The organism is Streptomyces cyaneofuscatus (genome assembly GCF_000718135.1).
Taxonomy (GTDB): Bacteria; Actinomycetota; Actinomycetes; order Streptomycetales; family Streptomycetaceae; genus Streptomyces; species Streptomyces cyaneofuscatus.
This window is the reverse complement of the sequence record NZ_JOEM01000009.1, coordinates 285,690-310,937: the sequence shown is the minus strand read 5'-3', so window position 1 is coordinate 310,937 and position 25,248 is coordinate 285,690. Positions and strand designations below refer to the sequence as shown.

Here is a 25,248-nt window from a genome sequence, read left to right as displayed (position 1 = left end):
AACGCGCCCGGCCCGTGCCCCAATGGAGATATGGACGCCAGCCGGGAGCTAGCCCCGTTCGTGAAGCAGTACGCCGTCCTGCTGAGCACACACCGCCAGGACGGCACGTCGGTCGGCACGCCCGTGAACATCGCCGTCGAGGGCGATCACGCCTTCATCCGGACGTTCTCCTCGGCCTGGAAGGTCGAGCGGATGCGCAACCACCCGAAGGTGGAGCTCGCCCCGTGCACGGTCCGGGGCAGACCCACGGGACCGGAGATCAGCGCCCACGCACGGCTGCTGCGGCCGGGCACGAAGGAGAACACGCACGCGGCGCGGATGCTGTCCCGGAAGTACCCGATCGTGCAGGGCGTGCTGGTCCCGCTGGCGCACCGGCTGAAGCGGGACAGGACGCTGCACTACGAGGTGTGGCCGGTGGTGAACGGCGACTGAGGGTTCCAGGGGCGCCACGGGCCTCACCCCTCACTCTCACCCTCACCCCTCACCCCTGCCCCCGCTTCCGCCGGAGCGCGAACCACAGGGCCCCCACCCCCACGATGATCACCGCACCGAGCCCCACGTTGCCCTTGCCGTCACCGTCCTGACCGTCGCCCGCCCCGGAGGAGGGAGTTCCACTCCCGGAGGGCTTCCCCTTCTCCTCGCCGCCCCCCGACGGCTTGGCGCCCCCTTCGACCTCGACACGCACGACCTCACTACCCGCCCCCTCGGAGCCGAACATCAGGGCCGTTCCGTCCGCCGTGTACGTCACCGACTCCGCCTGCCGCTGGAACGGCGCGGCGACCGACCGGCTCTCCCCGAGGCGGCCGTCCGCGAAGTCGTACACGCGGGCACTGAAGTACGAGCGCAGCACCAGCGAGCCCCCGTCGGGCGAGAAGGCCCCGTCCGTCACCCACGGGACCTCGCCGACCCGCCGGAAGGTGTTCGGGGCGCCGGTGGTGAGCCGGGCGGGCCCTTCGTAGAGCCCGCCGCCGTCCTCGTTCTTGGAGGCGATGTAGACGCGCCCGGTCTTCGGGTGGACCATCAGCGCCTCGGCGTTGCGGGCCCCGTCGGCGTACTTCACGTCGTACTGGGTGGCGGTGACGGTGGCGTCGCGAAGGACCTTGGGCTCGGGAAAGCGATAGATCCAGACGTGGGACCAGGAGCCGTCCAGGTTGTCCCCGATGTCACCGACGTAGATGTCCCCGTCAGGGCCGATCGAAATGCCTTCCACATCCCGCGGCTCTCCCACGCCCCGCATGGTGATGGTCGCGACGGTCTTCCCGGTGCGGGAGTCGACGGCGAAGACGTAGGGGCCGTCGTCGCTGTCGTTGTGCGTCCAGTAGACGCCGGGGTGCAGACGGCTGGCGGCGAGGCCGCTGGACTCGGTGATACGGGAGTCCTCGATCGTGAAGTCACGGTCGGGGTCCCCGTCGGCGGCGACGGCGGGGCAGGCGGCCCCCAGGAGCAGCAGGAGGGCTGCGGCGGGAACGGCGGAAACGGCGAGACGTGCCGGGCGGCTCGGATACGGACGCATGGCCCAAGTGTCCACGGTCGCGGCCCTGTCCAAGGCCCGGCCCCGCCCACACCCCCGGCCCCCTCCGCCGCAGGGTCCGCCCCCACCCGGCCCCACCGTGTCCATCGTCACGTCGCAGGCCACAGCCGTGATCGGCCATGATGACGCCATGCGTTTTCTCCCGGTCGGCGACTCCATGACCATCGGCGCCACCGGCGACTTCACCTGGCGCTACCGCCTGTGGCAGCACCTTGAGGCGGTCTGCCCGGTCCCGTACGAGATCGTCGGGCCGCGCACGACGCTGTACGACCCCGAGGCGAACGCCCCGCTCTCCGACGCGTACGCCGACCCGTCCTTCCCACCCGACGCGCGCAGGCACCTGGCGGGCTGGGGCGAGGGCTGGCTGCACATGGCGCCGGCGATCGCGGACGCGGTGCGCGCGGCGGAGGCGGACGTGCTGCTGGTCTCGCTGGGCCTGATAGACCTCGGGTTCTACACGGACGCCGAGCAGACGGCGGCCAACGCCCGCGCGTTCATCGAGGCGGCCCGCACGGCCAACCCGCACATCCGGATGGTGCTGCTCCCGGTGATACCGAACGTCCGGGCCGAGTCGGACGCCCCCTTCGCCGCCTCCTGCGCCCGCTTCAACGAACTCCTCGTCAAGGCCGTGGCCGACCTGGACACCCCGTCCTCCCCGCTCCTGCTGGCCTCGCGCCCGCCGGGGTACGACATCCACACGGACACGTACGACGGCACCCACCCCGGCCCGACCGGCGAACACCTCCTCGCCGCCGCCTTCGCCGACGCGATGCACCAGGCGTGGGGGCTGGGCGGCCCGTACGCACGGCTGGACGCGGCGCCGCAAGCGCAACCGCAACCGCAACCGGCCTGAGCGGCGACCCGTAGGTGAACGGCCCCCGCCCACGCGCCGCGCGCATGCAGATCTACGCGGCCGAGACGGCCACCGACCGGGACCGCGCCTTCATCGTGCGCTGCGTCGGAGGCATCGTGCGCGTCGGCCGGACGTTCGTCCCTGACCGGGGCGACGAAACCCTCCCCCCAGGCCTGCGGGTCACCCTGACCGGCATCGAGCGGTACGGGCGGAGCGTCGGGTCCTTCGATCCGCCCCACACCGCCCGGGTCACCCTCACCGGCCCGTCGGCCGACGCGCTGGTCCGCGGATCGGTCATCGTGGAGGCGTCGGACTGACCGGCTGCGACCCCAGCATCGTCAGCGCCAGTTGGGTCAGTTCGCCGGAGACCTCCTCCGGGCGGGCCCGGCGGCAGCGGCGGGTGTGGTGGGCCATCAGTTCGTGGACCGTGCCGACCATCACCATGACGTCGACCCGGTGGTCCCGGTCCTCCGCCTCCCCCCGCTCCACCGCCCGCTCGGCCTCCCCCGTGAGGAACTCCGTCCACAGCGCGCGCCAGAGCTTGCAGTGCTCGTCCACCACCGCGCTCACGCCCAGCACCTCGACGAAGGTCACGCGTGCCTCGCGGGGATCCCGGGTGACGGACTCCACGTACGCGTCGAAGAGGCGCCTGACCCGCTCCGCGATCGAGCACTCGTCCATCCCCTCGGAGAGCAGGGCGGCCTCCATGGCCCGCAGGCCGGTGGTGGTGACCCGGTTGTGCAGAGCGATGAGGAGCCCCTCCCGGGTCCCGTACTCCTGCCGGAGCACCTCGGGCGTCACCCCGGCCGCCTCGCACAGGTCCGCCTCCGAGGTCTCCCGGTAGCCGACGACCCCGTACAGCTCCCGTGCGGCGTCCAGCAGTTGTTCCCTCGCCTGGGTACGGGCCTGGTCACCGGGCCCCGTCCGCTGAACCGCCCAGCCATCAGCCACCGGTCCTCCTTCAGCGCAAGGTGCGGGAGAGGGCCTCGGCACCTCTGCACGAACCGCCGCCCCATTGTGCGCGCCCGGAGCGCCGCCAGGGTGCCACGCCACACCCGTACGGGCGAATGACCGCGCGCGGAAACGCTTCTTCTCGGCGCGTCGATCGGTGCGTCGATCGGTGCCTCGATCGACGCGCCGGGAAGTGGGAGTGCGCCGGGCCCTCAGCCCTGCTCCTCCGCGTACGCGTACGCCTCACGGTGCTCGTCGACGCTGTCGACGCCGTCGCGCGCCCGCAAGGTCAGGTCACGGGCGAGGCGCCGGGCCAGCTCGCGCAGGACGTTGTCCGGCGTGGCCCCCTCGGTGTACTCCAGCAGGCCTGCCAACGCCTCCAGTTCGCCGGTGTGGAGCGCCACGTCGACGATCTCCTGGTCCTCCGCCGTGAGCGCCTCCACGGCGCGACGCCGACAGGCCGTACTCCGCAGGCCGGCCACGACGTCGTCGGACCCGGCCCCCAACTCCGTGCCGAAGGCTTCGAGCCGCCGGAGCAGTACGTCCGGGTCGCTGTGCGGCGCGCGGTAGAAAGGCCGCTCACCGCTGCCCGCCTCGCGCGGGTCCAGCCGCACCTCGGAGAGGAACGCGGCGACCCGTACCGGCTCGGGCGTCAGCCCGCTCCCCATCCAGCGGGCGGAGTCCAGCAGCGAGCGGCCGGAACCCTCGGGGATGTGGAAGAAGCACCAGCCGGAGACGCCGCACCAGAGCAGCCCCGTCTCGCCGCCGTCACCGAGGAGCCTGTGGCCGAACGCGGGCGTGAACTCCACGCTCCCTTCCACGTCCCCCGCGAAGTCGTCCTGGCTCGGGTCGTGAACATCCCCGTACGCCGAGACGCCGGCCACCGGGACCTCCTCGGTCAGCAGCACCTCCGCCACGGCCGCCATGTAACCGCCTATCACCGATTCGAGCGCGCCCCGCAGCTGAGGCGAGCAGTCTTCGGCATCGGTGTACGTCACGGCGGTTCTCCCACGTCGGTCGCGGGCGGCGGGTCCGCCTCCCTTTCCGCCGTTGCCCGCATAACGCCTGTTCACACGGGTCGGGCTTGACCCTGACGTACGGGGCAGGGGTTAGCGTCCCCGCACCCGCCGCGCGAGAGCCGGTGGGCCGGAGAGCCGACAGGCCCGAGCCCAGGAGTGTGCGCCCGCATGTCCGTCACCCCGTCCCTCCCCCGTACCGCCCGCGAAGTCCGTCTCGCCTCCGTACCCTCAGGGCTGCCCGCCCCCGAGAACTTCGCCGTCGTCGAAGCACCCCTCACCGCGCCCGGAGCCGGCCAAGTCCTCGTCCGGAACCGCCACTTCCTGGTCTTCCCCGGTCTGCGTACCCTCATCGGCGGCGAGGTCGACGGGGTGCCGCTCCCCGCGCTGAGCAGCGGCGACACGTTGTTCGGGCCCGCTGTCGGGGAGGTCGTCGCGGCGGGGCACGGCAGTCCGCTGCGGATCGGCGACACCGTCACCCACCTTCAGGGGTGGCGGGACCACGCCGTGGTGGACGCCGCCCACTGCACGCCCGTCGGGGACACGCTGCCCGACCCGGTCGCGCACCTCTCCCAGGGGTCCTCCGCGTACGGGTCCTTCACCCGGCTCGCCCCCGTCCGTACCGGCGACACCGTCCTGGTCACCGGCGCCGCCGGAGCCGTGGGCACCCTCGCCGGTCCGGTCGCCCGGCTGCTGGGCGCCGGGCGGGTGATCGGCACCACCCGGTCACCGGAGAAGGCCGAGCGGCTCATGGCCGAACTCGGTTATGACGCCGTACTCCTGGGAGGCGAGGGGGATCTGGGCGACTCCCGGGCCTCCTTCGCCGCTCAGCTCGCCGAGGCCGCGCCCGACGGCATCGACGTCCTGCTCGACACCGTCGGCGGCGAACAGCTCGCGGCGGCCGTCGGCGCGGCCCGGCACGGGGCCCGTTTCGCCCTGGTCGGGGCGTTGGACGGGCAGTTGTCGGCGCGGCGGGCTGGCGGCAGCGCGCCCGTGGAGATCGACTCGTTCCGGATCGTCGTCAAGGGCCTCTCGCTGCGCGGCTACAGCGGTACGGACCACCCCGACGTCGAGGAGGAATGGAACGGGCGGTTCGGGGCGTGGCTGCGGTCCGGCGAGATCAGCTTCCCGCACGTGCGGATCCCGGGCATCGATCGGGCGCCGCAGGCGTTGCAGGAGTTGTTCGAAGGGCGGCACTTCGGGGCCGTCGTCGTCGAGTTGTAGCGGCCGGCGGGTCGGAGGGGTGGGGCGGGCTTCGATGCGGATCGGTGAGGCGGCAGCGGCGGCGGGGTGCACCCCCAGGGCACTGCGGCTGTACGAACAGCGCGGGCTCCTCCCGCCGCCCGCCCGCACCGCCTCGGGCCAGCGCGACTACCGGCCCGCCGAGGTGGCCCGGCTCCGTGTCATCCGCGAGCTGCTCGGCTCCGGGTTCACCATCGAGGACCTGCGGTCCCTGGCGGACCGCCTCCACCTCCTCACCGAGGGCCCGCCGCCCCGGTGCGGGTCCCCCGACGCCCCGGCGGGCTCCGGTGCGGGGGTCGTCGGCCGGCGGCTCGCCCTCCTCGACGCCGAGATCGCCCGCCTCACCCGCCTCCGCGAGGAGCTGGCCCGCCGGGTGTTCGGGGAGCCGTAGCGGGCCCGCCCACCGGCTCCACCCGCGCCAGCCACCCCGTCAGCAGCCGCTCCAGCTCCTCCGCCTCCCGCGGGCCCAGCGCGTCCAGCAGGTTCCGCTCGTTGCGCATGTGCTCGGTGAACGCCCGGTCGATCAGGGACCGGCCGGCCGGGGTCAGCGCCACCACCCGGCCCCGGCCGTCCGCCGCCGAGCGGCGCCGGGTCACCAGGCCGGCGCGCTGGAGGCGGTCGATCCGCTTGGTCATCGCCCCCGTGGTGACCATCGTGTGCACGGCCAGCTCGCCCGGCGCCCGCTCGAAGGGCTCCCCGGCCCGGCGCAACGCGGCCAGGACGTCGAACTCGCCCTCCGACAGGCCATGGGTCCGGTAGACGACGTCGAGGCGGGCGGTCAGGAGGTGGCCCAGGCGGTGCAGCCGGCCGATGACCGCCTGCGGGGACACGTCCACGTCCGGGCGCTCCCGCGCCCATTCGGCCTGGATGCGGGCCACATGGTCGGGACCCGTGCGCCCCGCCCCCTCGTCCGCGCCCTCCGGAGCCGCATCCCGAAAATTACCTTCCATGGAAGGCATAATAGCTTCCATGGAAGGTAACCTGAAATGGTCGCTGGTCACGGCGGTGGCCCCCGTGGCCTGGGGCACCACCTACTTCGTCACGCGCGAGTATCTGCCCGAGAGCCACCCGCTGTACGGCGCCGCCTTCCGGGCCGTGCCCGCCGGGCTGCTCCTCCTGGCCGTCTGCCGGAAGCTGCCGCACGGGAGCTGGTGGTGGAAGTCCCTGGTGCTCGGCGCGCTCAACATGAGCGGCTTCTTCGCGCTCGTCTACGTGGCGGCGCAGCGCCTCCCCACCAGCCTGGCGTCGATCATCATGGCCCTCGCGCCGCTGTTCATGATGATGCTGGCCTGGCCGCTGGTCGGTGAGCGGCCAGGCTGGAAGCACCTCGCCGGGGCCATGACCGGCGTCGGCGGTGTCTGCCTGATGGTGTTCACGGCCGCCGGTTCGGTGGACGCGATCGGCGTGCTCGCCTCCGTCGGGGCCATGGCGATGTCCTCGTACGGGTACGTCCTGGCCAAGCGGTGGAGCGGCGGCGTTGACGTACTCGCCGCCACCAGCTGGCAGTTGCTCGGCGGCGGGCTGCTGCTGGTGCCGTGTGCGGCCCTCGTGGAGGGCGCGCCGCCCGTGCTGGACGGCCCCGCGCTCCTCGGGTTCACCTACCTCGCCGTGGTGGCCACGGGCATCGCGTTCGCCGCCTGGTTCCTGGGGCTGAAGCACCTGCCGGCGGGGACGGTCGGCCTGCTGGGGCTGCTCAACCCGGTGACGGGCGTGCTGCTGGGGCTCCTGCTCGCCGGCGAGAGCCTCTCGGGCCGGCAGGTCCTCGGCCTCGTACTCACGCTGTGCGGAGTCGTGCTCGGCCAGCGCGCCGCCCGGACCCCCGCACCGCCGCCCGAAGCCCCCGAGCCCGCCGAGACCCCGGACCCCCCGGAGCCCCCCACTTCCGCCGAGCGCCCCTCCCGCATCACCCCGTCACCGTGAAGACCGCCCGGATCACCCCTTCACCGTGAACTCCGCCCGCAGCAGCGCCTCGTCCCGCGACGACGGCCCCACCAGCAGCTCGAAGCGCCCCGGCTCCACCACGCGCCGCCCCTGCGCGTCCACCAACGTGCACGCGGCCACGGGCAGTTCGACCGCGACCTGCCGCGACTCCCCCGGGGCCAGCGCGACCTGCTCGTACGCCTTCAGCTCCTTCTCCGCCCAGGTCACCGACGTCACCGTATCGCTCACGTACACCTGAAGGGTCTCCAGCGCGGGCCGGGCACCGGTGTTGGTGAGCGTCACCCGGGCCCGTACCGTCTCCGTCGGTTCGACGACGGCCGTCAGCAGCTCCAGGCCGGTGTAGGTGACCGTCGTGTAGCTCAGGCCCTCCCCGAACGCGAACGCCGGGCTCTGCGTGAGGTCCGCGTACCGCGTGCCGTGCTGGCCGCGCACCTGGTTGTAGTACGTCGGCTGCTGCCCCGCGTGCCGGGCGAAGGAGAGCGGGAGCCGGCCGGTCGGCTCGATCAGGCCGAGGAGCAGCTCCGCCACCGCCGTACCGCCGAGCATTCCCGGGTTGGCCGCGTACACGATCGCCGCCGCACCGAGCGCGGACGGCGGCAGCACCAGCGGCTTGGAGCTGATGACCACGACGACCAGCGGCTTGCCCGTCGCCGCCAGTGCGTCGAGCAACGCGACCTGGTCGCCGACGAGTTCGAGGGTGGCGGTCGACTTGCCCTCGCCGATCAGCTCGATCCGGTCACCGACGACGGCGACCACGTGATCGGCGGCCTCGGCGGCGGCGACGGCCTCGCCGATGAGGGCGGGGTCGGGCTCGGCCGGGACGACGACCTCGGGGCGCGGCTGCCCGTCGGGGAAGAACTCGCCCTCCGGGTCGGGCCCGACGTCCAGGATGCGGGCGCCAGGCGCGTACGTCACGGTCCAGTCGGCGGGCACCCGGTCCCGGAAGCCGTCGAGGACGGTACGGATCATGGCGCGCGGCTGCCCGTCGGGGAGCCAGTCCGCCTGCCCGGAGGAGCCCGCCCAGTCACCCAACTGGGTCTGTGCGTCATCTGCGTTGGGGCCGACGACCACGACAGTACGGGGGCCGGGCCCCGCGGCCCGCCCTTCCCCGGACGCCTCCAGGCCGCCCGCGAGCGGCAGCGTGCCGTCGTTGGTCAGCAGCACCAGCGAGCGGCGGGCGGCCTCCAGGTTGAGGGCCGCGTGCTCGGCGCTGCCGATGAACTCGGCCTGCCGGGCGGCATCGGGGTGGCGGGGGTTCTCGAAGAGTCCGAGTTCGAACTTGAGCGCCAGGATGCGGCGTACGGCGGCGTCGATCTCCGCCTCGGTGAGCGTGCCTTCCGCCACCGCCTCCTGGGCGCCGTCGAAGAACTTCGAGGTTGTCATCACCATGTCGTTGCCCGCACGGACCGCTGCCGCCGACGCCTGCGCGTAATCGGCGTAGATCTGCTGCTCCCACACCATGCGGCCGACGTTGTCCCAGTCGGTGACCAGCGTGCCGGTGTAGCCCCATTCGCCGCGCAGCACCTCGCCGAGCAGCCAGTCGTTGACGGTGATCGGCACGCCGTCCATGGACTGGTAGCCGAGCATGAACGTCCGGCAGCCCTCCTTGGCGACCCGCTCGAACGGCGGCAGGAACCACGAGCGCAGCTTGCGCCGGGAGATGTCCGCCTCGCTGGCGTCGCGGCCGCCCTGGGTCTCGGAGTACCCGGCGAAGTGCTTGGCGCAGGCCAGGATCGCGGTCGGGTCGGTGAGCCCCTCACCCTGGTAGCCGCGCACCATCGCGGAGCCCAACTCGCCGATGAGGAAGGGGTCTTCGCCGAAGGTCTCGCTCACCCGGCCCCACCGCAGGTCGCGGGTGATGCAGAGGACCGGCGAGAACGTCCAGTGCACCCCGGTCGCCGCGACCTCCACCGCCGTCGCCCGCGCGATCCGCTCCACCAGGTCCGTGTCCCACGTGGCCGCCATGCCGAGCTGCGTCGGGTAGATCGTCGCGCCCTCCCAGAAGGAGTGGCCGTGGATGCAGTCCTCGGCCACGAGCAGCGGGATGCGCAGCCGGGTCTTCTCGGTGAGGGCGGCCGCCTCCAGCACCCGCTCGGGCGAGGCGTGCAGGATCGACCCGGCGTGCAGCTCCTCCACGAGGTGCCGCACGCCCTCCTTGGCGTTGAGCTGGAGCATCTGGCCGACCTTCTCGGGCAGCGTCATGCGGCCCAGGAGATCGGAGACCCGGTCCGCGACGGGGAGCGCGGGGTCGAGGTACGGCGGCAGGAGGCCCACAGGAGTTCCTTTCACGACGGCACTCCGCAGTACCGTACGCTCAATACCGACCGCTTGGTAAGTATTCACCCCTGTGAGAATCTGGGGCGGAACTCGGGGGAACGAGAGAGGCGTCCGATGACAGCGGGTGAATGCGCGTGACCCCGGGACCCCGGCGCGGCTACGCCAAGGGCCGGGCCAAGCGGATCGAGATCCTCGACCAGGCGATGACCCTGTTCGGCGAGGCCGGCTACCGGGGTGCCTCGCTGCGCGTCATCGCCACCCGCTGCGGCATCTCCCACCCGGGCCTCCTGCACCACTTCCCGACGAAGGAGGCGCTGCTCCTCGCGGTGCTCCAGCGCCGCGACGACGTGGACGACGAGTGGCTGGCCCTGGGCGTCACCAGGGGCGTCGATCATCTGCGCCGGCTGGTGGACCTGGCCGAGCTGAACGCCAAGCGGCGCGGGATCGTCGAGCTGTTCTCGGTGGTCGCGGCGGAGGCCACCGCCCCCGACCACCCCGCGCACGCGTACTTCGAGGCCCGCTACCGTACGTCGGTCGCCAACACCGAACGCGCCTACGTCCAGGCCCGGGAGGCGGGCGAACTGCGCGACGACGTCGAACCGGCTGCCGCCGCCCAGCAGTTGATCGCCCTCATGGACGGCCTGCAGATCCAGTGGCTGATCAGCGACTGCACGACGGACATGGCGGGCGTCCTGCGGGCCCACATCCGGGCCCAGTTGACCGTGGGGTTCTGAGGGCCGTTTTTCACGGCGGTACGGCTACCAGTCGTCGCCCACGTCGAAGTTCGCGGTGACCAGGTCGCCGTGCTTCGTCTCGGCGAGGATGAAGTACGTGCCCAGGGAGCACAGATCCCGGTAGAGGCCGGCCGCGAGTTCCCACGTGGCCACCTCCTCGGACCGCGACCGGATGATCAGCAAGGCGGGGACCTTGTCGAAGGGGAAGGGGTCGCCCTCCTCCGGATCGCTCACCTGGAGAGAGACGCTGCGCTCGTCGCTCTCGTACCAGTAGGTGTAGCCCCCGGTCGGGTCCACGATGCCCCGGCTCACGTCGAAGGTGAGCGAGAGCAGCGCTTCCACATCCCTCCGCAGCTGCTCGGCGAAGGCAGCGCTGTCCCAGGGCGCGGGCTGACCGTCGGTGTCGGCCGGGCCGACGTCGAGGTAGAAGTCCTTGCTGGAGTGCTCATGCTGCTCGAAGGCTTCCAGGAGGGCCGAGTCACTCACCAGAGGTTTCCTGGTTCTCGTTCACACCGTTCACGCCGGATGTCCATCACCGCGCCCCGGCGCCCGGACAACGGTCTCCCCGACCGACGCTACGGGGGCACGGCACAGCAGCGTTCGACACGACGTCAGCGACCGAGACGTCAGGGACTCACCCGCTCGACCCCGCGCCGCTTCGCGAGCCACGCCACCCCCAGGCAGTACAGCGGCGCGAAGACGAACTCGACGACCATCGCCTGCCAGGGGGCGTCGGCGGCCGTCTCGGTGGAGGCGAGTTCGCCGAAGCCGGCGGCGAGGCCGAAGGCGAGCAGGTTGTTGGCGGCGTGGAGGGTGATCACCGCCTCCAGGCCCCCGGTGCGGATGACCAGCCAGCCCCACCACAGCGCCGAGTAGAGGAGCAGAATGAACCCGGTGAGTTCGCCGAACCCGTGGGCCAGGGCGAACAGGAGCGACGCGAGTACGACGGCGGGCCAGGGCGAGTGCACGGCGCGCCCGATCACCTGGACCAGCCAGCCCCGGAAGACGTACTCCTCGGCCGCCGCCTGGAACGGCACCAGCGCCGCCAGCACGGCCAGGCTCACGAGAAAGGCGGTCCAGCCGGGAAAGCCGTCCCCGGTCGGCTCGGCGGACTCGTCCCCCCAGGTCCACGCGAACAGCACGCCGAACTGGACGATGATCAGCGGAACGGCGACGGCGGCGCACAGCCCGAGCCACTTCCACCGCAGCCGGCCCAGGACCGAGGAGACGGTACCGGCCGGGCGCCTGCCCAGATAGCGCGCGCCCCACAGGACGATCGGTATCCCGATCGCGATGCCGACGAGCTGGAGTGCCATGTCGGCGACCGGGTCCTCGAAGAACACCTCGCTGTCCGCCGCCTTGGGCCCCGCGTCCAGCACCGCCGCCAGGACGAGCCCGATCGCGGAGACGACCAGGATCCCCACGACGACCAGGAGCAGGACGAGCGACAGCTCCCCGAGCCACGCGAACCTGCCGCCCTGCCCGTTGCGCCCTTGCTGGTCGTACGGCGCCCCGGCCTCGGCCCGCACGGGACCGGCCGGCGGGACGGGCCCGTGCGGCGGCGGCATCTGCCACCCCGGCCCGGCACCCTGCGGCGGCCACCCAGGTCCGGACGCCTGCGGCCACCCGGCTCCGGGCCCCTGCGGCCAGACGGGCCCACCGGCCGGAGGCGTGGTCGAGGGCGCGGGCGGGTCCCAGGGCGAAGGCGGTATATCAGGATTCACACAAGGATCTTGCTGGCGCCCGGCACCCAAGGTCAATGCGCCGCCCGCCTCGCGTTCCCGACACCGCACACCCGCCGACGCGCCCGCCACTCAACGCCCTTCCACCTCCGGCCAGTTGCGCAACGCGAGTAGCCGGACGGGCCGTGACACACGGCTCCACCACCCCTCGCGGAGAGCCGGGCCTCAGCCGCGCAGCAAGCAAGCTGGCGGGGTGAGGGCGGAATGAGCGCGGACGGGCACACGATCAGCCCGCGGTCGGCCCCGGCCCGTAGTCCGCCCTGAACCCGCCCAGAATGTCCGCGAGGTGGGCCAACCAGCCGCTCGGGGAGTACGGATGGGGCGGGTCGACCTCCATGCCCAGCTCCGCCATCGCGAGGGCGTATTCGGGCTCTTCGAGGCCGAGAGCGAGCAGCTCGTGGAGCTCGCCCGTGAGGCGGGCGACAAGCTGCGGGTCCGTGGTGGCGGTGTAGTCGTGTACGGGCGCGTCGAGGTCCGGGAACTCATCCGGCATGTCCTGGGAGAACCAGCCGCCGAGGAACTGGCCGGTCTCGGGGAAGCGGGCGTGCCATTCCCAGTGGGTGCGGGGGATTGACGTGGGTGGGATCTCGCCCTCTTCAACGGAACGCTTCAGGTGGTCTGCGATCACGAACAGCCAGTCCTGGATGGCGGATTCGGGCAGCCCGACGTCCGGCACCGGGTAGAACTCGCCCAGGCTGAGGCGCAGCCGGCCGGGAGGGTTGCGTGCGTACGTGCGAATCTGCTGCTCGGCGGCGGCCAGGGCCCAAGGGCGGTGGTGCCAGGTGTGACGGAGGTAGGCCAAGAGGGCTGCGCTCGGTTTGTCCGGCTCGTCATCGGCCGGCATGCCGGCGTACGCACTGATCACCTGGTCCAACTCACCGTAGCGGCGGTCGAACTCGAGTGGCTTCATGGACACGGCAATGGGCCTCTACAGGTAGATCGGGACGGTGGTCAGGACGACGAAGCCGTGCGGACTGTTCGGCTCGCGTTTGAGGATCACACGCGCGGCACGGACGTCGACGGGGTCGCGGCCGGCGAGCATCATCGCCTGGAGCAGCACACGACCGACGGGGGCCTCACGCGAGGGCCAGGCAGCCTCGATGGTGAGGCGGGAGCGGGTGCCCTGGGCGAGCCAACGATGGATCTTCTGCTCGTTGCAGGTCACCACCTGTTGCGTGGCCCACTGAGCGGTCTCTCGGTCGGGATAGGTTGCCGAGCGAGTTCGTACGGTCATGTCTGTCCACTTCAGCTTGCATCGAACGACCAGATGAGGCCGACTTCCTCACGGGACACCGCGACGAGGCCGAAATCCCAGGCGTATTGCGTCATCGGCCAGCAACCGGTGACCCGTTCGTAGAAGTCGGGGTGATCGCCGCCGCCGTGGCCGGTGTTCGTGAAGAACTGCGAGCCCTCCGGGAAGCGCGACAGGATCACCTCCGCGCGCTCCTCCATGCGCGTCCTGCGATCGGTGAAGCCGTACTGCCGCGACACGTCCATGGCGTCCGTCGCCAGCATGACGAGCAGCCGTACAACGGCGGAACGCGGAATCTCGAACAGCCGGTTCCGCCATTGTGCGGCCCCTGTCTCGTCCGTCGGCGGCACCCGGAACGGAAAAGCGGGGTCCTCCTCCAATTCCTCGTCCCCTTGCTCGGGATCCCTGCCGCGCCAGCCGCGGGGATCAGCTACCTCCCGGTGCATCACCGCGACCACGTCGGGCAGCCAGTCCTCCTGAGCGCGCGGACCTACCGCGATGAAGGAATACCGATTGCGGTACATATCCACAGCTGTCGCCCATGTATCGGCATCAAGGCCCGTCGGCGGACCGTTCTGCCGTGGGGGCTCAATTCTGCTGTTCATCCGAGGTCCTCTCACTTGGGCATCGAGGTGAAGACGACGTAGGGCGGGTTCAGACCCGGCTCATACATGAGGCGTAGCGAGACCCCCTTCATGTCCCGCACCTCTGTGACCTTTCCGTCGACCAGTGTGGTGCCTCGCCCGGTGATCGCCTCGCCGACCAGGGGGCCTTGCTGAGGAACGGACGCAGTATCGAATTCCGCTATCGGCCGCGGCGGATTCTCATTCAGCCACCTGGTAATTTCCTCCGTGTTGTCCCGCAGAGCATACTGGGTAAGCCTCTGAGCGGATTCCATGTCGGCATACGTCGATGCACCCGGAATCTTGGGTGTCCCGTCAGCCTTGCTCTCGTCTCTCATTCTCTGCAGCAACTGCGCGTCAGTCTTCCCCACATGCTTGTCAAGGGTATGACCATTCCCCACCCCCTCCGCCGCGGCCAGGTCCACCGAGTACCTGTACGGGAACTGACTTTCCGGCAGTTGCCAGCTGTGCTCCTTCTTGAACTCATTCAAGGAGCGCGCACCGAACCCCTGCGCCCGAGCCCGTTCCGCCTGGAACGTGGGCACGCTGAGGAGAGCCTCGTCGAGTTCGAATTCGAGCATGGCCAGCTTGCCAGCGGCATCGCTGAACGCCTCGTGATAGGCCTCGACCGCCGCATCCATGGCCGCCTTGTCCATATGGGACCGGAAGGTCAGGACGACCTCCGCGAACATGAGCCCGGCCGCGAGCCTGGTGAGCTTGGAGAGGTCGAGATCCGAGGTGAGACTTTTTACCGTCTTGTCCGCGGCCTCCTTGGCCAGCCGCGTAGTGGTTTCGGTAGTCTTCTGACCCATGTCGGCCAGGTCATCGAAAAGCCCCTGCATGACGTTCGCGCTCTTGTCGAGTATCTCGATGATGGGCCGTCTGGTGGCGGGGTCCATCTTCCCGTGGGTCTTCCAGTTCCGGGTCCCCTTCTTGGCCGTCACCTCGGCCCGCCCGTCGCGAGCCTTCCCCCATGCCGTGGTTCCCCAGATCGTCTGGCAGAAAGCCCTCATCGCGGCCTGCCATTCGCCGTTGCCCGTGGGGTCGGTGATGTAGGAGATCGCGTCCGTGAAGTCGTCAGCCGCCTTCTTCGCGTCCTTGGAGGCTTCCCGCCACGCCCTGGCGATGTCGCGGAACTCTTCTTCCTCGACCCCTGGCGTCTTCTCGTGGATGCGGCCGAGTCTCAACCCTTCGTCGACCACGGGCTTCATGATGAACATGAGGAAGTCCGGGATCTCTCCGAGGATTCCGGAAGCCGCCCACGAGTGGTGGTACTCACCCTCCCCCCGCCACGTGAGGTCGTTCGGCGGACCGTACTTGGGTACGGTGGCGATCACCGCTGGGGGCTGCTTCTCCTCCGGCGGCTCTCCCTTGCCCTTCCTCGCTGCCCAGTCAGCCTGCGCGTAGTTGTTCGCGGTCTGCGTGAAGCCCACCGCCACACCGCCCACCGACACCACGCTCTTTGCCCAGAGCTCCAGGAACTTCCCGGCGACGATGCCGTACCGGTCGGCGAAAGAGTCCGCTCCCCAGCCTGTTCCCGCGGACTGGCTGTACTTGTCCAGGGTGTCTGTCAATCTCTTCGCCTTCTCGTCATAGGCGAACTGGGCGTCGCGTACGACGAGCGAAGTGAAATAGAGATGCTTGGGCTGCACGTCGAAGCTGCCCACCCCCTGGTTGGGTGGCGCGGTCCTGGCCTGGTCCCGCTCGCGCTGCCGCTGCTTGCCGGAAGGCAGGTCAGTCATCAGGCCGCACCCCAGCCCCGCAGCACCGCCCTATGTGCAGCCGCATAGTTGACCTCCCCGTTTACCACCACGTCGTGCAGCCATGCCTGGGCAGCCTGGAGGTCCGCCGCGGACCTGTCCCACTCGTCCAGCTTGTCGATGAACACCTCTCGGGCTTCGCCCTCCCAGGTCAGGACCACCTTCTCGGCGCGCCGGTGGAGCAGGTCCAACTGCTCGTTGAGGCGCTTCAGGATGTCCTCGAGATCCCCGGAGAGATCCTGCAGTGTCGCGAAGTCAACGGTTATGTGGTCGTCGTCCGCCATTCTTCCCCCGTTCGGAAGTTGCCAGTTGGCCTATGAGATCTCAGAGGTCGGAGAGCCTGCTGCGCGGTGCGGCGGGTGCCTCGGTGTTCGGCGTCGACAGCCCGTCCACTTGGCGCTTCACATCCGTCTCGACGTGGATCTTCTCGAGCTGGGCCATGACCTCCAGCTCCCGCTCCGAGAACCCGTCCCGGCTGAACCGCACGGCCTGTTCGAGAGCTTGGATGACCATGCGGATACGTACGGCGTCCTCTGCCGCACCGCGGTGGAGGTCCCGGTAGGCACGTGCGGCTGGCCCCCGCCATCCCGCCTCGATCCGGTCGACGATCGCATCCATGCGCCTGACCTGCTGATCCAGATAGTTCTGCATACCGTCGAGGTCATCGGCAAGGTCCGTCAGCCGGTCTGCCTTTGCTCGGAGTCGTGGCTGTTCGCCTGCGCCGCTCATCGCATCCCCCGGTCTGCGTTCTTGACGTCGCTCTACCGCAGCCTACTTGGCCATCTTGAGCCCCTGACTATTTTCAGCTCAGGCAGCCACGGCGACAGCACGGTCCGCGATGAAAACGTTCGCCGCCGGCCCCGGGCTGAACGCACTGAGCACCATCGGCGCTCAGTGCCCCTCTCCACGCAGCATCGGGGACGCCCGTCGGAGGGAATCCAGGTGCCACGCGCAAGAACGGGAGAGGGGCTCGCCTCACTCGGGGAGGGGCTGACTTGCCTGGCGATTCTCGACGTAGGAACCCTGCCAACAACAGACATCACTGGTCTCAGCGACCAGGACACCCCTCCCCTTGCCTCGCGATGTCGTCGGACGCGGATGGTCCGTAACTAACCCCGGCAGCAGCATGTTGACCGACCTCCGCCCGGAGCGGGAGCGGACCGTACGTCACGGTCGCGCCGGGTGCCGTAAACAGCCCGGGTCCCTCTCACTTCCGCCAGAACAAGTGGTGCGTCACCCCGCTCGCGCTGGGCACGGCCTCCAGGTGGAACCGGTCGAGCAGTTCGTCGGGCGAGTCCCACAGCCGTAGCCCGGTCCCGAGCTTCACCGGGGAGACCACCACGTGCAGGGCGTCGACGAGATCGGCGTCGAGGAACTCCCGGATGGTGGTGACCCCGCCGCCGAGCCGTACATCCTTGCCCTGGGCCGCCTCCCGCGCCTGCGCGAGGACGTCGGTCAGTTCGCCGCCGACGAAGTGGAACGTGGTGTCGGAGAGCGTGAACGACGGGCGCTCGTGGTGGGTCATGACGAACACCGGCGTACGGAACGGAGGCTCATCGCCCCACCAGCCGCGCCAGGCGTGATCGGGCCAGGGCCCGCGCTGGGGGCCGAACTTGTTCCGGCCCATGATCTCGGCGCCGATGTTGCGGTCGAAGTCCCGCGTGAAGTAGTCGTCCAGCCCCCGGCTCCCGCCGGGGTCCGTACGCATCGGCCAACTCGCCGTCGCGCCGGCCCAGGAGAACAGCCGCTCCGGCTCGACATGGCCGAAGGGCCTCTCCAGGGTCTGGTCCTCACCGGCCGCGATGCCGTCACTGGAGACGGTGAAATTCTGGACTCTGAGCAGCTGAGCCATGGGTTCCTCCTGCGTTGTCGACGACGACACCCGTAGTGAACGCCGCATCGGGGGCAGGCCGGCGGTGACACGCACACGAGCGAGTTCTCCCGGCGCGGTCCGATCGGCCGCCGAAGCGTTCACGGCATCGATGCTGCCAGCCGCCACTGACAACGGGCTCGCTCCCGTGCGACTCCGCGCCCAGAAGCAGGCTCCAGGTCAGCCGGGAAGCGCGGCGGTTCGGGGATCGGTGTCTTCGCCGGGAACGCTCCCAAGCCGGGCGCGGAGGGTGGCGGCGAAGTCTTCCGCGCGGCTCAGCTGGGTGCGCAACTCCTCGATCTTCCGGGCCGCGGTCCGCTCGTAGACCGCCATGCGCTCCAGTAGCTCGGCGCGTTCGGTCCTGTCGGCCGATCGGGAGGCGTCGAGGCGGTCGGTGACGTCGAGCAGATCGCGCATCTCGTCCAAGGTGAAACCGAGGGGCTTCATCCGGCGGATGACCATGAGCCGCTGCACGTCGGTCTCGGTGTAGAGACGGAAGCCGCCCTGGGAGCGGGCGGAGGGGATGACGAGCCCGACTTCCTCGTAGTGGCGGATGGTGCGCAGGGACAGTTCGGTCCGTGCGGCGACTTCGCCGATCTGCATGTGGTCATCGTCCACGCCTGCGGCCCTGGCCCTTCTCGTCGTGGCGGCCGCGTCGCGCACGACTCACCGATCTCTACTCTAACGTTAAGGTAGAGTTACCGGTGCGGGAGCGGCCGGCCCGCCCCGTTGCGCCGGTTCCGGGGCGGATGACGCCCCCGGCGGACATCCCGATTCTTGCAGGAGAGAGCGTGCGCGAGCCCATGACGCCGATCGCTGCCACCTGCCCGTGATCCTTCGCAACCCGCCTTGATCCTTCGCATCCCGATGTGAGCCGTCAGCCGCCCCACCCGGGCCGGGCTCCGTCCTCTCCGCCTCCGGCCCCCTGCGGGCCGTCCGCAGGTGTGCGCTCCAGCCCCTGCGCGTCCTTCCCGCACGCCCGGCAATGCCGACGGGCCGTGCCCGAGCACGACAGGTGCCTGCTCCCTTGCCCACTTCCGCATGGACTCCCACCGCACGCCTGCGCGGCCTCAAGCCCGTATGGCTGAACAACCCGAAGGTCTGGCGTACCGAGATCCTGGCCGGCCTGGTGGTCGCGCTGGCCCTGATCCCCGAGGCGATCTCGTTCTCGATCATCGCCGGTGTCGATCCGGCGGTCGGGCTGTTCGCCTCGTTCACCATGGCCGTGGTCATCTCGGTCGTCGGTGGCCGCCGCGCGATGATCTCCGCCGCCACCGGCGCCGTCGCCCTCGTCATCGCCCCGCTGAATCGCGACCACGGCCTCGGCTACTTGATCGCCGCCGTCATCCTCGCCGGAATCATCCAGATCGCCCTCGGCTTCCTGGGCGTGGCGAAACTGATGCGGTTCGTCCCGCGTTCGGTGATGGTCGGCTTCGTCAACGCCCTCGCCATCCTGATCTTCACGACCCAGGTCCCCGAATTGCGGGATGTCCCCTGGGCGGTGTACCCGCTGCTCGTCGGCGGCCTGGCGCTCATGGTGTTCTTCCCCAGGATCACCAAGGCCGTCCCGGCTCCGCTGGTCTCCATCGTCATCCTCACCGCCATCACGGTCGCGGCTGGGATCGCCGTACCGACCGTCGGCGACAAGGGCGAGCTCCCTTCGTCGCTGCCGGTGCCGGGCCTGCCGGACGTCCCCTTCACCATGGACACCCTGACCATCATCGCTCCTTACGCGTTCGCGATGGCCCTGGTCGGGCTCATGGAGTCGCTGATGACCGCGAAACTGGTCGACGACATCACCGACACCCACTCCTCCAAGACCCGCGAGTCCATCGGCCAGGGCATCGCCAACATCGTCACCGGCTTCTTCGGCGGCATGGGCGGCTGCGCCATGATCGGCCAGACGATGATCAACGTGAAGGTCTCCGGCGCCCGCACCCGCCTCTCCACGTTCCTGGCGGGCGCGTTCCTGATGGTGCTGTGCATCGTGTTCGGACCGGTCGTCTCCGACATCCCCATGGCCGCGCTGGTGGCTGTCATGGTCATGGTGTCGTTCGCGACCTTCGACTGGCACTCCATCGCCCCGAAGACCCTGAAGCGCATGCCTGCCGGGGAGATCACCGTCATGGTCATCACGGTGGTCGCGGTGGTCGCCACCGACAACCTCGCCATCGGCGTAGTCGTCGGCTCCGTCACCGCGATGATCATCTTCGCCAAGCGCGTCGCCCACCTCGCCCACGTCTCCGCCGTCCCCGATCCCGACGGCACCACCGTGGTGTACTCCGTGACCGGCGAGCTGTTCTTCGCCTCCTCCAACGACCTCGTCGGACAGTTCGACTACGCCGACGACCCCGACCGGATCGTCATCGACCTGTCCGCCGCCCACATCTGGGACGCCTCCTCGGTCGCAGCCCTCGATGCCATCGAGACCAAGTACGTGCAGCGCGGCAAGACGGTGGAGATCATCGGCCTGAACGACCCGAGCGCCGACCTCCACGGCAAGCTCTCCGGTGAACTCACCAGCCACTGACTCCCGCCCGCCGCCTCGCGTCCGGGGCTCCGTGCCGCTCCCGGTCCACGCCAGGATCAGCCCCCGCAGCTCATTCCGCTTCCGCCCGGCCGAGCGAGCCGGGGGCAATGACGGGCGGCGCCGGGAGAGCGCGAGCGCGAGTCATGGGGCCATGGTCGGCGGAGGACGGTCCCAGCCGTCAAGGTAACGGCCTCAACTCACCCGTCCTCAGGGCCGCCAGCGGGGTGCCTCGTCGTCCGGAGTCTCCGGACTGGCGAAGTGGAACGGGACCGACAGACGCGCGGCCAGAGCTCGGCCGCTTCTGTCGGCGGCCGCCGCCGACGGGTGGAGCGATCCCGGAGCTCTCTCCTCACCGAGATACCGCACAGCCGTGTCCCAGTAGATGGTGGCCAGACACCGCTCGCCAACGGGGTCGTCGGTGATCGCCATCAGCTGCACGAACCAGTCGTGAACGGTGTCGCCGTCCCACACCGCCTCGATCGCCACGACGCGGCCGGGGCAGCCTGCGGCGCGGGCGGCCAGGGACTCCACATCGAGAGGGCTGTCAGGGGTACGGGCGACCCGGTCGCCGTGGTGGAGGTAGCGGTCGTGGACGATGAGCTGGGCCTCATGGAGCCCCAGACCGCGCGCCCGGCCGACTTCGAAGACGGTACGGATCGCCTGCATACGGGAGTCCTGGAGCACGTACCCGTCGACCTGCCGGCGGATGCCGGCCGGCAGCAGCTCCCACCACTGGTACGTATCGACGCCTGCCACCCGAAATCCGCCCCCTCGCCCAACCAGCTCCGCACATCGCCACTCTACGCAGGCAGTTGCCGCAGGCAGTCGACGTACGCAGCCTCAGTCCACCCCCTCCGCCCCCTCCACTCGGCCCCACCTGGCTGCCTATCCTGGCGGGCATGACTGCCGAGCACCCCGAGCCTTCCCCACACCCCGCCCCCCTGCCTGGAGACCTCCGGGCCTCCCACGACGACCGGGAGGCGGTGGTGGAGCAGCTGCGCGACGCGGCGGCCGAGGGGCGTATCGATCTCGATGAGCTGGACGCGCGGCTGGAGCAGGCCCTGACGTCCAAGACCTACAACGAGCTGGCCGTCCTGACCGCCGACCTGCCGAAGCCGCCTTCCCCCGCGAGCCAGTCGCCGCTGGTGGTCACGGGTGGCACGTTCGGCGCTTCTCGGGGCCCGGAGCGCTGGGAGGTTCCCGGGCATGTGATCGCTCGCGGAGGCGTGGGGGGCGTGAAGCTCGACTTCACCCGGGTCGAGTGCCGGCTCACGGAGGTCGCGATGGAGGCGTACGGGGAGGTATCCGGTGTCACGATCGTCATCCCCGACGCCTGGGCTGCGGACACCCACGGCATGGACCCCGGCTTCGGCGGCCTCACGGACAAGACCACGCCCGACCGGCTCCCGGGAACTCCGGTGATCCGGCTCACCGGGTCCGGCGGCGCGGGAGGCGTGGTCATCCGCCACCCCAACCGCCGGGAACGACGCAAGCTGGACAGCAACTCGCTGGAGGCCTGAAGAGCGTTTCGTCCCGACCGGGGTGCTTCATTGAGTTCAGGTGACAGGCCGCTTTCGGGCATGTCGAGGCGGTAGGCACTTCCTGCGGCAGATGGGGCGGGTGACGGCCTTCGAGCGCGACGAAGATCGCGGGCCGCCGACTCCACTTCGGCGATGGGTCGTCGAACGGACCGGCTGGCTCTTGCACCATCACCGCCCCGCCCGCGACTACGAAACCCGCCCCCACCGCTCCGAAGCCATGATTCATCTCGCGATGATCGACCTCATGAGCCGCAGACCCACCCGCGAATCAGCCCACAACCGGCGCGACATCTGGGACAGAACGCGACTGCGTGGCCCGTTACTTCTGGGCGTCGGCGCACTCGTAGGCAGCGGACTCGTCAGTTGTGCGCGGCACGACCACGATCTGTACGTCGTCCTCGTAAATGATCCGCCCCGGGTCCGCGCAACGCAGGACCTGGCAGTCGACGCCATGCGCGGACAGAATCTCCAAATATCCGGGGACACGACCGAGGAGATGAGTGGCTGACGGCTTGAACCATGCCGCCGCGCCGGGGTTGATCTCGTTGTCGTAGACCTCGGGGTCAACGGTCGACGGGTCGGTGTACGCGGCGTTGTACCAACTGTTGTTGCGGCGGCGAAAGGACTCCTGCCCGTCCGAGAGCCTTCCTTCCCTCGCCAGACCGTTGACGAGCCCGAAAACGCCGGTGAAGTGGCCATGGGCATTCCGGAACGGCGATTGAAACCGCACGTACTGGACGGTCTCCCTATCGATCACGCTCATCGGTACAACTTCTCACCGCACGCCTCATGGTTCGGTGACTCCACGACCGCCCCCACATGAGGATGGCGGAAGCTGTCGCTCCTTGACTGAAGCGTGCGAAGGGCGTCGGCAGCCGCCGGTGACAGCATCGAATCGTGCAGATCCGCCAGAGGGGTCCAGACCGCCGCGTCGGTGGAACCGTCGGTCTCGCGCACCACCGGTGCCCCGGCCTTGAGGTCGACGGCGTAGAACAGCCCGGTGAGGTGCCAGTCGACCCCGTGCCGCTGAACTGCGTAGGTACGGGCGTCGAGCAAGCGCGCGGCGACGAGTTCGAGGCCCGTCTCCTCCCGCAGCTCACGCGCCAGGGCCTCCACAGGCTGCTCGCCCGGGTCGATCCCGCCGCCCGGCAGATGCCACAGCCCGGGCGTGAAGACCGGTGAGGCGTCCGACAGGCGGGCCAGGAGCAGCCGTCCGTCCTCCACCGCGACGGCGTAGGCCGAAACGCGGGTCCGCACAGGCAAGTCCACGGTTCTGCCCCTCCCACCTCGAAGCCGACAAGCGAGCACTCTAGCTCCACCGAGATCTACACAGCCTCGGTCTCAGGCCTCACCCCCGGAACGGAGGTGCCCCCTCCCCATCCGCACCCGATACGGCTCCGCCCCCCGCAACGGCCGCGAACCGCTCCCGCCACGGCGGAGGTTCGGGAGCCGCGTCGGCCCGAGCCTGCGCATCGGCCCAGAAGGCGCGTTGCTCCTCCCGGTGACAGGGCCCACACGTCGTGGCCCACGGAACGTGAGGCCGGAACATGTGCTCCTCGCCCGGCCCGGCGCAGGTGATCAGGGCAGGGGGCGGCAGGGGCGGCTGCGGAGCGGGCACGGCCTCGGGGGCGGCGGGCAGCTTCTCCCGGAGCCGGTGCGCCAGGAACCCCACCGCCGTCCGCACCCCCTCCGCCGGCAGCCCACCACACAAGGCCCGCCGCAGATCGGCAGCGGTGACCCCGCGCCGCAACCACTCGGCGGCGAGTCCGGCGAGGGTACGGGCCTCGCGTACGCCGAGATGCAGTTGGCGCTGCTCGTGGCGGAGGGAGAGCAACACGCTTTCGGCGAGAGCCACTTCAGGCCCATCGGAGGGCTCCACAGCGGGCTCCACAGCGGGCTCCTCGGCGGACTCCCCAGTGGGCTCCTCGGTGGGCTCCCCGGAAGATCCCCCCGAAGCCTCCTCCAGGTCCTCCGGCTCGTCTCCGCCCGCTTCGGTGGGTGGGTGGGATGCGTTCTTCCCCAGTTCTTCGTCTGCGGGTAAAAGACCACCGACCGCCGGACCACTCGGAGCACCGACGGTCGGAAAGCGCGCAGTCGGAACGGGGCCCGTGCTCACCCGCTCGTACCCATCGGCCGGGACCCCGGCCCGCAGCCGCGCGGCCTGGTCGTCCGTCAGCGGGAAGTTGGAGAACACCTGCACGGTCCGCCACCGCCCACCGGCAACGGTCTCCCGCTTCTCATGGAGGTACCCGCTCGCCACCAACTCGGTCTTGGCCTTCTGGTACCGCCGCCCGGTGAAGTGAAGGTCTCGGGCGTGCTCACTGAGGGCCTTGTCCCGATCGCCTTCGGGCAGCCCTTGCACATACATGACCAGGATCTTCGCGTCACTGCCCAGACGCGACTGACGCACAAGGGCGTTGGAGACCTTCGTATAGCCCCGAGGGGGCGGGATAACATGCGACAGCATCGCGGGTGGACCTCTGATTCCACTAGTGGTGAAGGTCCCCGGGTCGGTGCTCTAACACCGCCGGGGGCCGCTCCATATGCGCACGCGTCACCCACATGCGCACACAGAACGTGATGTCATGATTACGGTACCGCAACCTGAGGGCTCAGGTCCGCGTCGGTCGCCAAACCACCCATCTCGTGCGCCAGTGGCACCACCCGTCCGACAATTCATGCCATGACTGAGCCTGTGATCGAGCCGGCGACCGAGGTCCGCAAGCACCTCCCGCCCGAAGGCACCAAAGGACCGTTGCCCATGGGGGAGTTGGCCGCACTCCTCCGGTCGGCCAACTAACCCGGAGGTCGGCCGGCTCATCGTCTGGGTGCTGGCGGTCGGCCGTCGGCGCGAGATCTATCGCCACCTCTGAACCACACCGACACACGCCGGTCACTCCTTCGCCGCGCACCCCGCCCGCAGCCAGGCCATCTCGTGCAGCAACGCCGCATCCACGAACGGCTCCTCCGCCGTCGGACGCGACCGCCAGTCCAGCGGCCAGGTCGCGCCGTCCAGCGCGGGCACCCCCACGAAGGCGTCGCCCCGCGCGCTACGGCTCATCGCCTCCACCCCCGGCGGCCACCGATGCCCGGCCGCCGTACCGGGCGCGAGCAGGAAGTACATGCTGCGCTCCCCGACGCCCGAGCGGACGATCGGCCCGGCGCGGAAGTCGGTGAACTGCATGACCTCGTACGCGATTTCCTCGCCCAGCATGCCGATGGCCCGTACGGCGTCGAAGTGGATGCCCACGTGGCGGAGGGCGTGGCCGGAGGCAGGGATCCAGGACGGCACCGGATCCAGTGAATTCCCAAGTTCCATGCGCTCAGCTTTGCGGCGGACACGTACCGTGACCAGGGTCACAAGCAGGTTGTGAACAGTGGTGTA

29 protein-coding genes and 1 pseudogene are annotated in these 25,248 nt (G+C 70.2%); 10 read left to right on the top strand and 20 right to left on the bottom strand.

Annotation, left to right across the window (positions count from 1 at the left end; all coding sequences use genetic code 11):
• The first annotated feature begins 30 nt into the window (after window positions 1-30).
• On the top strand, window positions 31-432 hold the full coding sequence (locus tag IF17_RS0117940) for a PPOX class F420-dependent oxidoreductase (protein ID WP_018510858.1): 402 nt from the start codon (window positions 31-33) through the stop codon (window positions 430-432).
• Window positions 433-481: 49 nt separating this feature from the next.
• Here the strand turns inward: IF17_RS0117940 and IF17_RS0117935 are convergent, their stop codons facing one another.
• Entirely contained in the window at window positions 482-1,513 is a 1,032-nt protein-coding gene (locus IF17_RS0117935; RefSeq protein ID WP_030567107.1) for an esterase-like activity of phytase family protein, read from the bottom strand.
• Between the two features lie 148 nt (window positions 1,514-1,661).
• Between IF17_RS0117935 and IF17_RS0117930 the strand changes: the two genes are divergently transcribed.
• Both IF17_RS0117930 and IF17_RS0117925 read left to right on the top strand, forming a co-directional pair.
• Window positions 1,662-2,384, top strand: a complete 723-nt coding sequence (locus tag IF17_RS0117930) for a GDSL-type esterase/lipase family protein (RefSeq protein WP_030567105.1) — start codon at window positions 1,662-1,664, stop codon at window positions 2,382-2,384.
• Window positions 2,385-2,428: 44 nt separating this feature from the next.
• Complete coding sequence (locus IF17_RS0117925) at window positions 2,429-2,701, top strand: hypothetical protein (protein ID WP_030567102.1); 273 nt, start codon at window positions 2,429-2,431, stop codon at window positions 2,699-2,701.
• Here IF17_RS0117925 and IF17_RS0117920 read toward each other — a convergent pair.
• A complete protein-coding gene (locus IF17_RS0117920; RefSeq protein ID WP_030567100.1) occupies window positions 2,679-3,335 on the bottom strand; it encodes a TetR/AcrR family transcriptional regulator in 657 nt (218 codons plus the stop codon). The genes IF17_RS0117925 and IF17_RS0117920 overlap by 23 nt on opposite strands.
• Before the next feature lie 212 nt (window positions 3,336-3,547).
• On the bottom strand, window positions 3,548-4,333 hold the full coding sequence (locus tag IF17_RS0117915; protein ID WP_030567098.1) for a hypothetical protein: 786 nt from the start codon (window positions 4,331-4,333) through the stop codon (window positions 3,548-3,550).
• A 189-nt stretch (window positions 4,334-4,522) separates the two neighbouring features.
• Between IF17_RS0117915 and IF17_RS0117910 the strand changes: the two genes are divergently transcribed.
• Window positions 4,523-5,575, top strand: coding sequence for an MDR family NADP-dependent oxidoreductase (locus IF17_RS0117910; protein ID WP_030567096.1), 1,053 nt, complete (start codon window positions 4,523-4,525; stop codon window positions 5,573-5,575).
• A gap of 34 nt (window positions 5,576-5,609) precedes the next feature.
• Complete coding sequence (locus IF17_RS0117905; protein ID WP_030567094.1) at window positions 5,610-5,984, top strand: MerR family transcriptional regulator; 375 nt, start codon at window positions 5,610-5,612, stop codon at window positions 5,982-5,984.
• Here IF17_RS0117905 and IF17_RS0117900 read toward each other — a convergent pair.
• Window positions 5,935-6,471: a MarR family winged helix-turn-helix transcriptional regulator gene (locus IF17_RS0117900; RefSeq protein WP_209437771.1), complete on the bottom strand. Its 537-nt coding sequence runs from the start codon at window positions 6,469-6,471 to the stop codon at window positions 5,935-5,937. The two genes, IF17_RS0117905 and IF17_RS0117900, sit on opposite strands and share 50 nt — an antisense overlap.
• A 91-nt stretch (window positions 6,472-6,562) precedes the next feature.
• Here IF17_RS0117900 and IF17_RS0117895 point away from each other — a divergent pair, with 91 nt between their 5' ends.
• Window positions 6,563-7,513, top strand: coding sequence for a DMT family transporter (locus IF17_RS0117895; RefSeq protein ID WP_030567090.1), 951 nt, complete (start codon window positions 6,563-6,565; stop codon window positions 7,511-7,513).
• 12 nt (window positions 7,514-7,525) lie between these two features.
• On the opposite strand, the gene IF17_RS0117890 is transcribed toward IF17_RS0117895, so the two are convergent.
• A complete protein-coding gene (locus IF17_RS0117890; RefSeq protein WP_030567088.1) occupies window positions 7,526-9,808 on the bottom strand; it encodes an exo-beta-d-1,3/1,6-glucosidase in 2,283 nt (760 codons plus the stop codon).
• Between the two features lie 137 nt (window positions 9,809-9,945).
• On the opposite strand from IF17_RS0117890, the gene IF17_RS0117885 reads away from it, so the two are divergent.
• Complete coding sequence (locus tag IF17_RS0117885; protein WP_030567086.1) at window positions 9,946-10,545, top strand: TetR/AcrR family transcriptional regulator; 600 nt, start codon at window positions 9,946-9,948, stop codon at window positions 10,543-10,545.
• A 24-nt stretch (window positions 10,546-10,569) separates the two neighbouring features.
• Here the strand turns inward: IF17_RS0117885 and IF17_RS0117880 are convergent, their stop codons facing one another.
• The 10 genes from IF17_RS0117880 to IF17_RS0117835 all read right to left on the bottom strand — a co-directional run bounded on the left by IF17_RS0117880 (window position 10,570) and on the right by IF17_RS0117835 (window position 18,410).
• Window positions 10,570-11,031, bottom strand: a complete 462-nt coding sequence (locus IF17_RS0117880) for a hypothetical protein (protein WP_030567084.1) — start codon at window positions 11,029-11,031, stop codon at window positions 10,570-10,572.
• Between the two features lie 140 nt (window positions 11,032-11,171).
• Window positions 11,172-12,074 carry a CPBP family intramembrane glutamic endopeptidase gene (locus IF17_RS0117875; RefSeq protein WP_030567082.1) on the bottom strand — a complete coding sequence of 301 codons (903 nt, stop codon included), beginning with the start codon at window positions 12,072-12,074 and terminating at the stop codon, window positions 11,172-11,174.
• 439 nt (window positions 12,075-12,513) lie between these two features.
• A complete protein-coding gene (locus IF17_RS0117870; RefSeq protein ID WP_030567080.1) occupies window positions 12,514-13,203 on the bottom strand; it encodes a contact-dependent growth inhibition system immunity protein in 690 nt (229 codons plus the stop codon).
• Window positions 13,204-13,215: 12 nt separating this feature from the next.
• Entirely contained in the window at window positions 13,216-13,521 is a 306-nt protein-coding gene (locus IF17_RS0117865; protein WP_030567078.1) for an RNase A-like domain-containing protein, read from the bottom strand.
• Window positions 13,522-13,532: 11 nt separating this feature from the next.
• Entirely contained in the window at window positions 13,533-14,144 is a 612-nt protein-coding gene (locus tag IF17_RS0117860) for a hypothetical protein (RefSeq protein WP_030567076.1), read from the bottom strand.
• Between the two features lie 11 nt (window positions 14,145-14,155).
• On the bottom strand, window positions 14,156-15,904 hold the full coding sequence (locus IF17_RS1000000137155) for an RNase A-like domain-containing protein (RefSeq protein WP_030567074.1): 1,749 nt from the start codon (window positions 15,902-15,904) through the stop codon (window positions 14,156-14,158).
• The gene (locus IF17_RS0117850) at window positions 15,904-16,206 is read right to left on the bottom strand and encodes a WXG100 family type VII secretion target (RefSeq protein ID WP_030567072.1); all 303 of its coding nucleotides are present in this window, start codon (window positions 16,204-16,206) and stop codon (window positions 15,904-15,906) included. Before IF17_RS0117850 ends, IF17_RS1000000137155 begins: the two co-directional genes overlap by 1 nt.
• 40 nt (window positions 16,207-16,246) lie before the next feature.
• The gene (locus tag IF17_RS0117845; RefSeq protein WP_030567070.1) at window positions 16,247-16,651 is read right to left on the bottom strand and encodes a WXG100 family type VII secretion target; all 405 of its coding nucleotides are present in this window, start codon (window positions 16,649-16,651) and stop codon (window positions 16,247-16,249) included.
• Window positions 16,652-17,129: 478 nt separating this feature from the next.
• On the bottom strand, window positions 17,130-17,774 hold the full coding sequence (locus tag IF17_RS0117840) for a dihydrofolate reductase family protein (protein WP_030567068.1): 645 nt from the start codon (window positions 17,772-17,774) through the stop codon (window positions 17,130-17,132).
• 198 nt (window positions 17,775-17,972) lie between these two features.
• Window positions 17,973-18,410, bottom strand: coding sequence for a MerR family transcriptional regulator (locus IF17_RS0117835; protein ID WP_051884044.1), 438 nt, complete (start codon window positions 18,408-18,410; stop codon window positions 17,973-17,975).
• 409 nt (window positions 18,411-18,819) lie between these two features.
• Between IF17_RS0117835 and IF17_RS0117830 the strand changes: the two genes are divergently transcribed.
• The gene (locus tag IF17_RS0117830; protein ID WP_030567064.1) at window positions 18,820-20,322 is read left to right on the top strand and encodes a SulP family inorganic anion transporter; all 1,503 of its coding nucleotides are present in this window, start codon (window positions 18,820-18,822) and stop codon (window positions 20,320-20,322) included.
• Window positions 20,323-20,529: 207 nt separating this feature from the next.
• Here the strand turns inward: IF17_RS0117830 and IF17_RS0117825 are convergent, their stop codons facing one another.
• Window positions 20,530-21,078, bottom strand: a complete 549-nt coding sequence (locus IF17_RS0117825) for a hypothetical protein (RefSeq protein WP_078615932.1) — start codon at window positions 21,076-21,078, stop codon at window positions 20,530-20,532.
• 143 nt (window positions 21,079-21,221) lie between these two features.
• Here IF17_RS0117825 and IF17_RS0117820 point away from each other — a divergent pair, with 143 nt between their 5' ends.
• Together IF17_RS0117820 and IF17_RS1000000139815 are read left to right on the top strand one after the other, a co-directional pair.
• Window positions 21,222-21,842, top strand: coding sequence for a DUF1707 SHOCT-like domain-containing protein (locus IF17_RS0117820; protein ID WP_030567061.1), 621 nt, complete (start codon window positions 21,222-21,224; stop codon window positions 21,840-21,842).
• A 148-nt stretch (window positions 21,843-21,990) separates the two neighbouring features.
• Window positions 21,991-22,152 (top strand): annotated as a pseudogene (locus IF17_RS1000000139815) (IS5 family transposase); the annotation flags it as partial.
• A 30-nt stretch (window positions 22,153-22,182) separates the two neighbouring features.
• Here IF17_RS1000000139815 and IF17_RS0117815 read toward each other — a convergent pair.
• From IF17_RS0117815 to IF17_RS0117800, 4 genes are all read right to left on the bottom strand, one after another.
• A complete protein-coding gene (locus tag IF17_RS0117815; protein ID WP_030567059.1) occupies window positions 22,183-22,626 on the bottom strand; it encodes a hypothetical protein in 444 nt (147 codons plus the stop codon).
• A complete protein-coding gene (locus tag IF17_RS0117810; RefSeq protein ID WP_030567057.1) occupies window positions 22,623-23,132 on the bottom strand; it encodes an NUDIX hydrolase in 510 nt (169 codons plus the stop codon). Before IF17_RS0117810 ends, IF17_RS0117815 begins: the two co-directional genes overlap by 4 nt.
• Window positions 23,133-23,211: 79 nt before the next feature.
• Window positions 23,212-24,330 (bottom strand): hypothetical protein, encoded by a 1,119-nt coding sequence (locus IF17_RS0117805; protein WP_030567055.1) that lies wholly within the window; start codon window positions 24,328-24,330, stop codon window positions 23,212-23,214.
• A 426-nt stretch (window positions 24,331-24,756) separates the two neighbouring features.
• Window positions 24,757-25,182 carry a hypothetical protein gene (locus IF17_RS0117800; RefSeq protein ID WP_030567053.1) on the bottom strand — a complete coding sequence of 142 codons (426 nt, stop codon included), beginning with the start codon at window positions 25,180-25,182 and terminating at the stop codon, window positions 24,757-24,759.
• Window positions 25,183-25,248: the final 66 nt, after the last annotated feature.

What these genes read in the sequence shown, in the direction of transcription:
- IF17_RS0117820 (WP_030567061.1), top strand. Translation starts at nt 21,222, where the DNA reads ATGACTGCCGAGCACCCCGAGCCTTCCCCACACCCCGCCCCCCTGCCT.
- IF17_RS0117815 (WP_030567059.1), bottom strand. Translation starts at nt 22,626, where the DNA reads ATGAGCGTGATCGATAGGGAGACCGTCCAGTACGTGCGGTTTCAATCG.
- IF17_RS0117925 (WP_030567102.1), top strand. Translation starts at nt 2,429, where the DNA reads ATGCAGATCTACGCGGCCGAGACGGCCACCGACCGGGACCGCGCCTTC.
- IF17_RS0117930 (WP_030567105.1), top strand. Translation starts at nt 1,662, where the DNA reads ATGCGTTTTCTCCCGGTCGGCGACTCCATGACCATCGGCGCCACCGGC.
- IF17_RS0117935 (WP_030567107.1), bottom strand. Translation starts at nt 1,513, where the DNA reads ATGCGTCCGTATCCGAGCCGCCCGGCACGTCTCGCCGTTTCCGCCGTT.
- IF17_RS0117850 (WP_030567072.1), bottom strand. Translation starts at nt 16,206, where the DNA reads ATGGCGGACGACGACCACATAACCGTTGACTTCGCGACACTGCAGGAT.
- IF17_RS0117940 (WP_018510858.1), top strand. Translation starts at nt 31, where the DNA reads ATGGACGCCAGCCGGGAGCTAGCCCCGTTCGTGAAGCAGTACGCCGTC.
- IF17_RS0117800 (WP_030567053.1), bottom strand. Translation starts at nt 25,182, where the DNA reads ATGGAACTTGGGAATTCACTGGATCCGGTGCCGTCCTGGATCCCTGCC.
- IF17_RS0117905 (WP_030567094.1), top strand. Translation starts at nt 5,610, where the DNA reads ATGCGGATCGGTGAGGCGGCAGCGGCGGCGGGGTGCACCCCCAGGGCA.
- IF17_RS0117865 (WP_030567078.1), bottom strand. Translation starts at nt 13,521, where the DNA reads ATGACCGTACGAACTCGCTCGGCAACCTATCCCGACCGAGAGACCGCT.
- IF17_RS1000000137155 (WP_030567074.1), bottom strand. Translation starts at nt 15,904, where the DNA reads ATGACTGACCTGCCTTCCGGCAAGCAGCGGCAGCGCGAGCGGGACCAG.
- IF17_RS0117895 (WP_030567090.1), top strand. Translation starts at nt 6,563, where the DNA reads ATGGAAGGTAACCTGAAATGGTCGCTGGTCACGGCGGTGGCCCCCGTG.
- IF17_RS0117805 (WP_030567055.1), bottom strand. Translation starts at nt 24,330, where the DNA reads ATGCTGTCGCATGTTATCCCGCCCCCTCGGGGCTATACGAAGGTCTCC.
- IF17_RS0117845 (WP_030567070.1), bottom strand. Translation starts at nt 16,651, where the DNA reads ATGAGCGGCGCAGGCGAACAGCCACGACTCCGAGCAAAGGCAGACCGG.
- IF17_RS0117860 (WP_030567076.1), bottom strand. Translation starts at nt 14,144, where the DNA reads ATGAACAGCAGAATTGAGCCCCCACGGCAGAACGGTCCGCCGACGGGC.
- IF17_RS0117840 (WP_030567068.1), bottom strand. Translation starts at nt 17,774, where the DNA reads ATGGCTCAGCTGCTCAGAGTCCAGAATTTCACCGTCTCCAGTGACGGC.
- IF17_RS0117910 (WP_030567096.1), top strand. Translation starts at nt 4,523, where the DNA reads ATGTCCGTCACCCCGTCCCTCCCCCGTACCGCCCGCGAAGTCCGTCTC.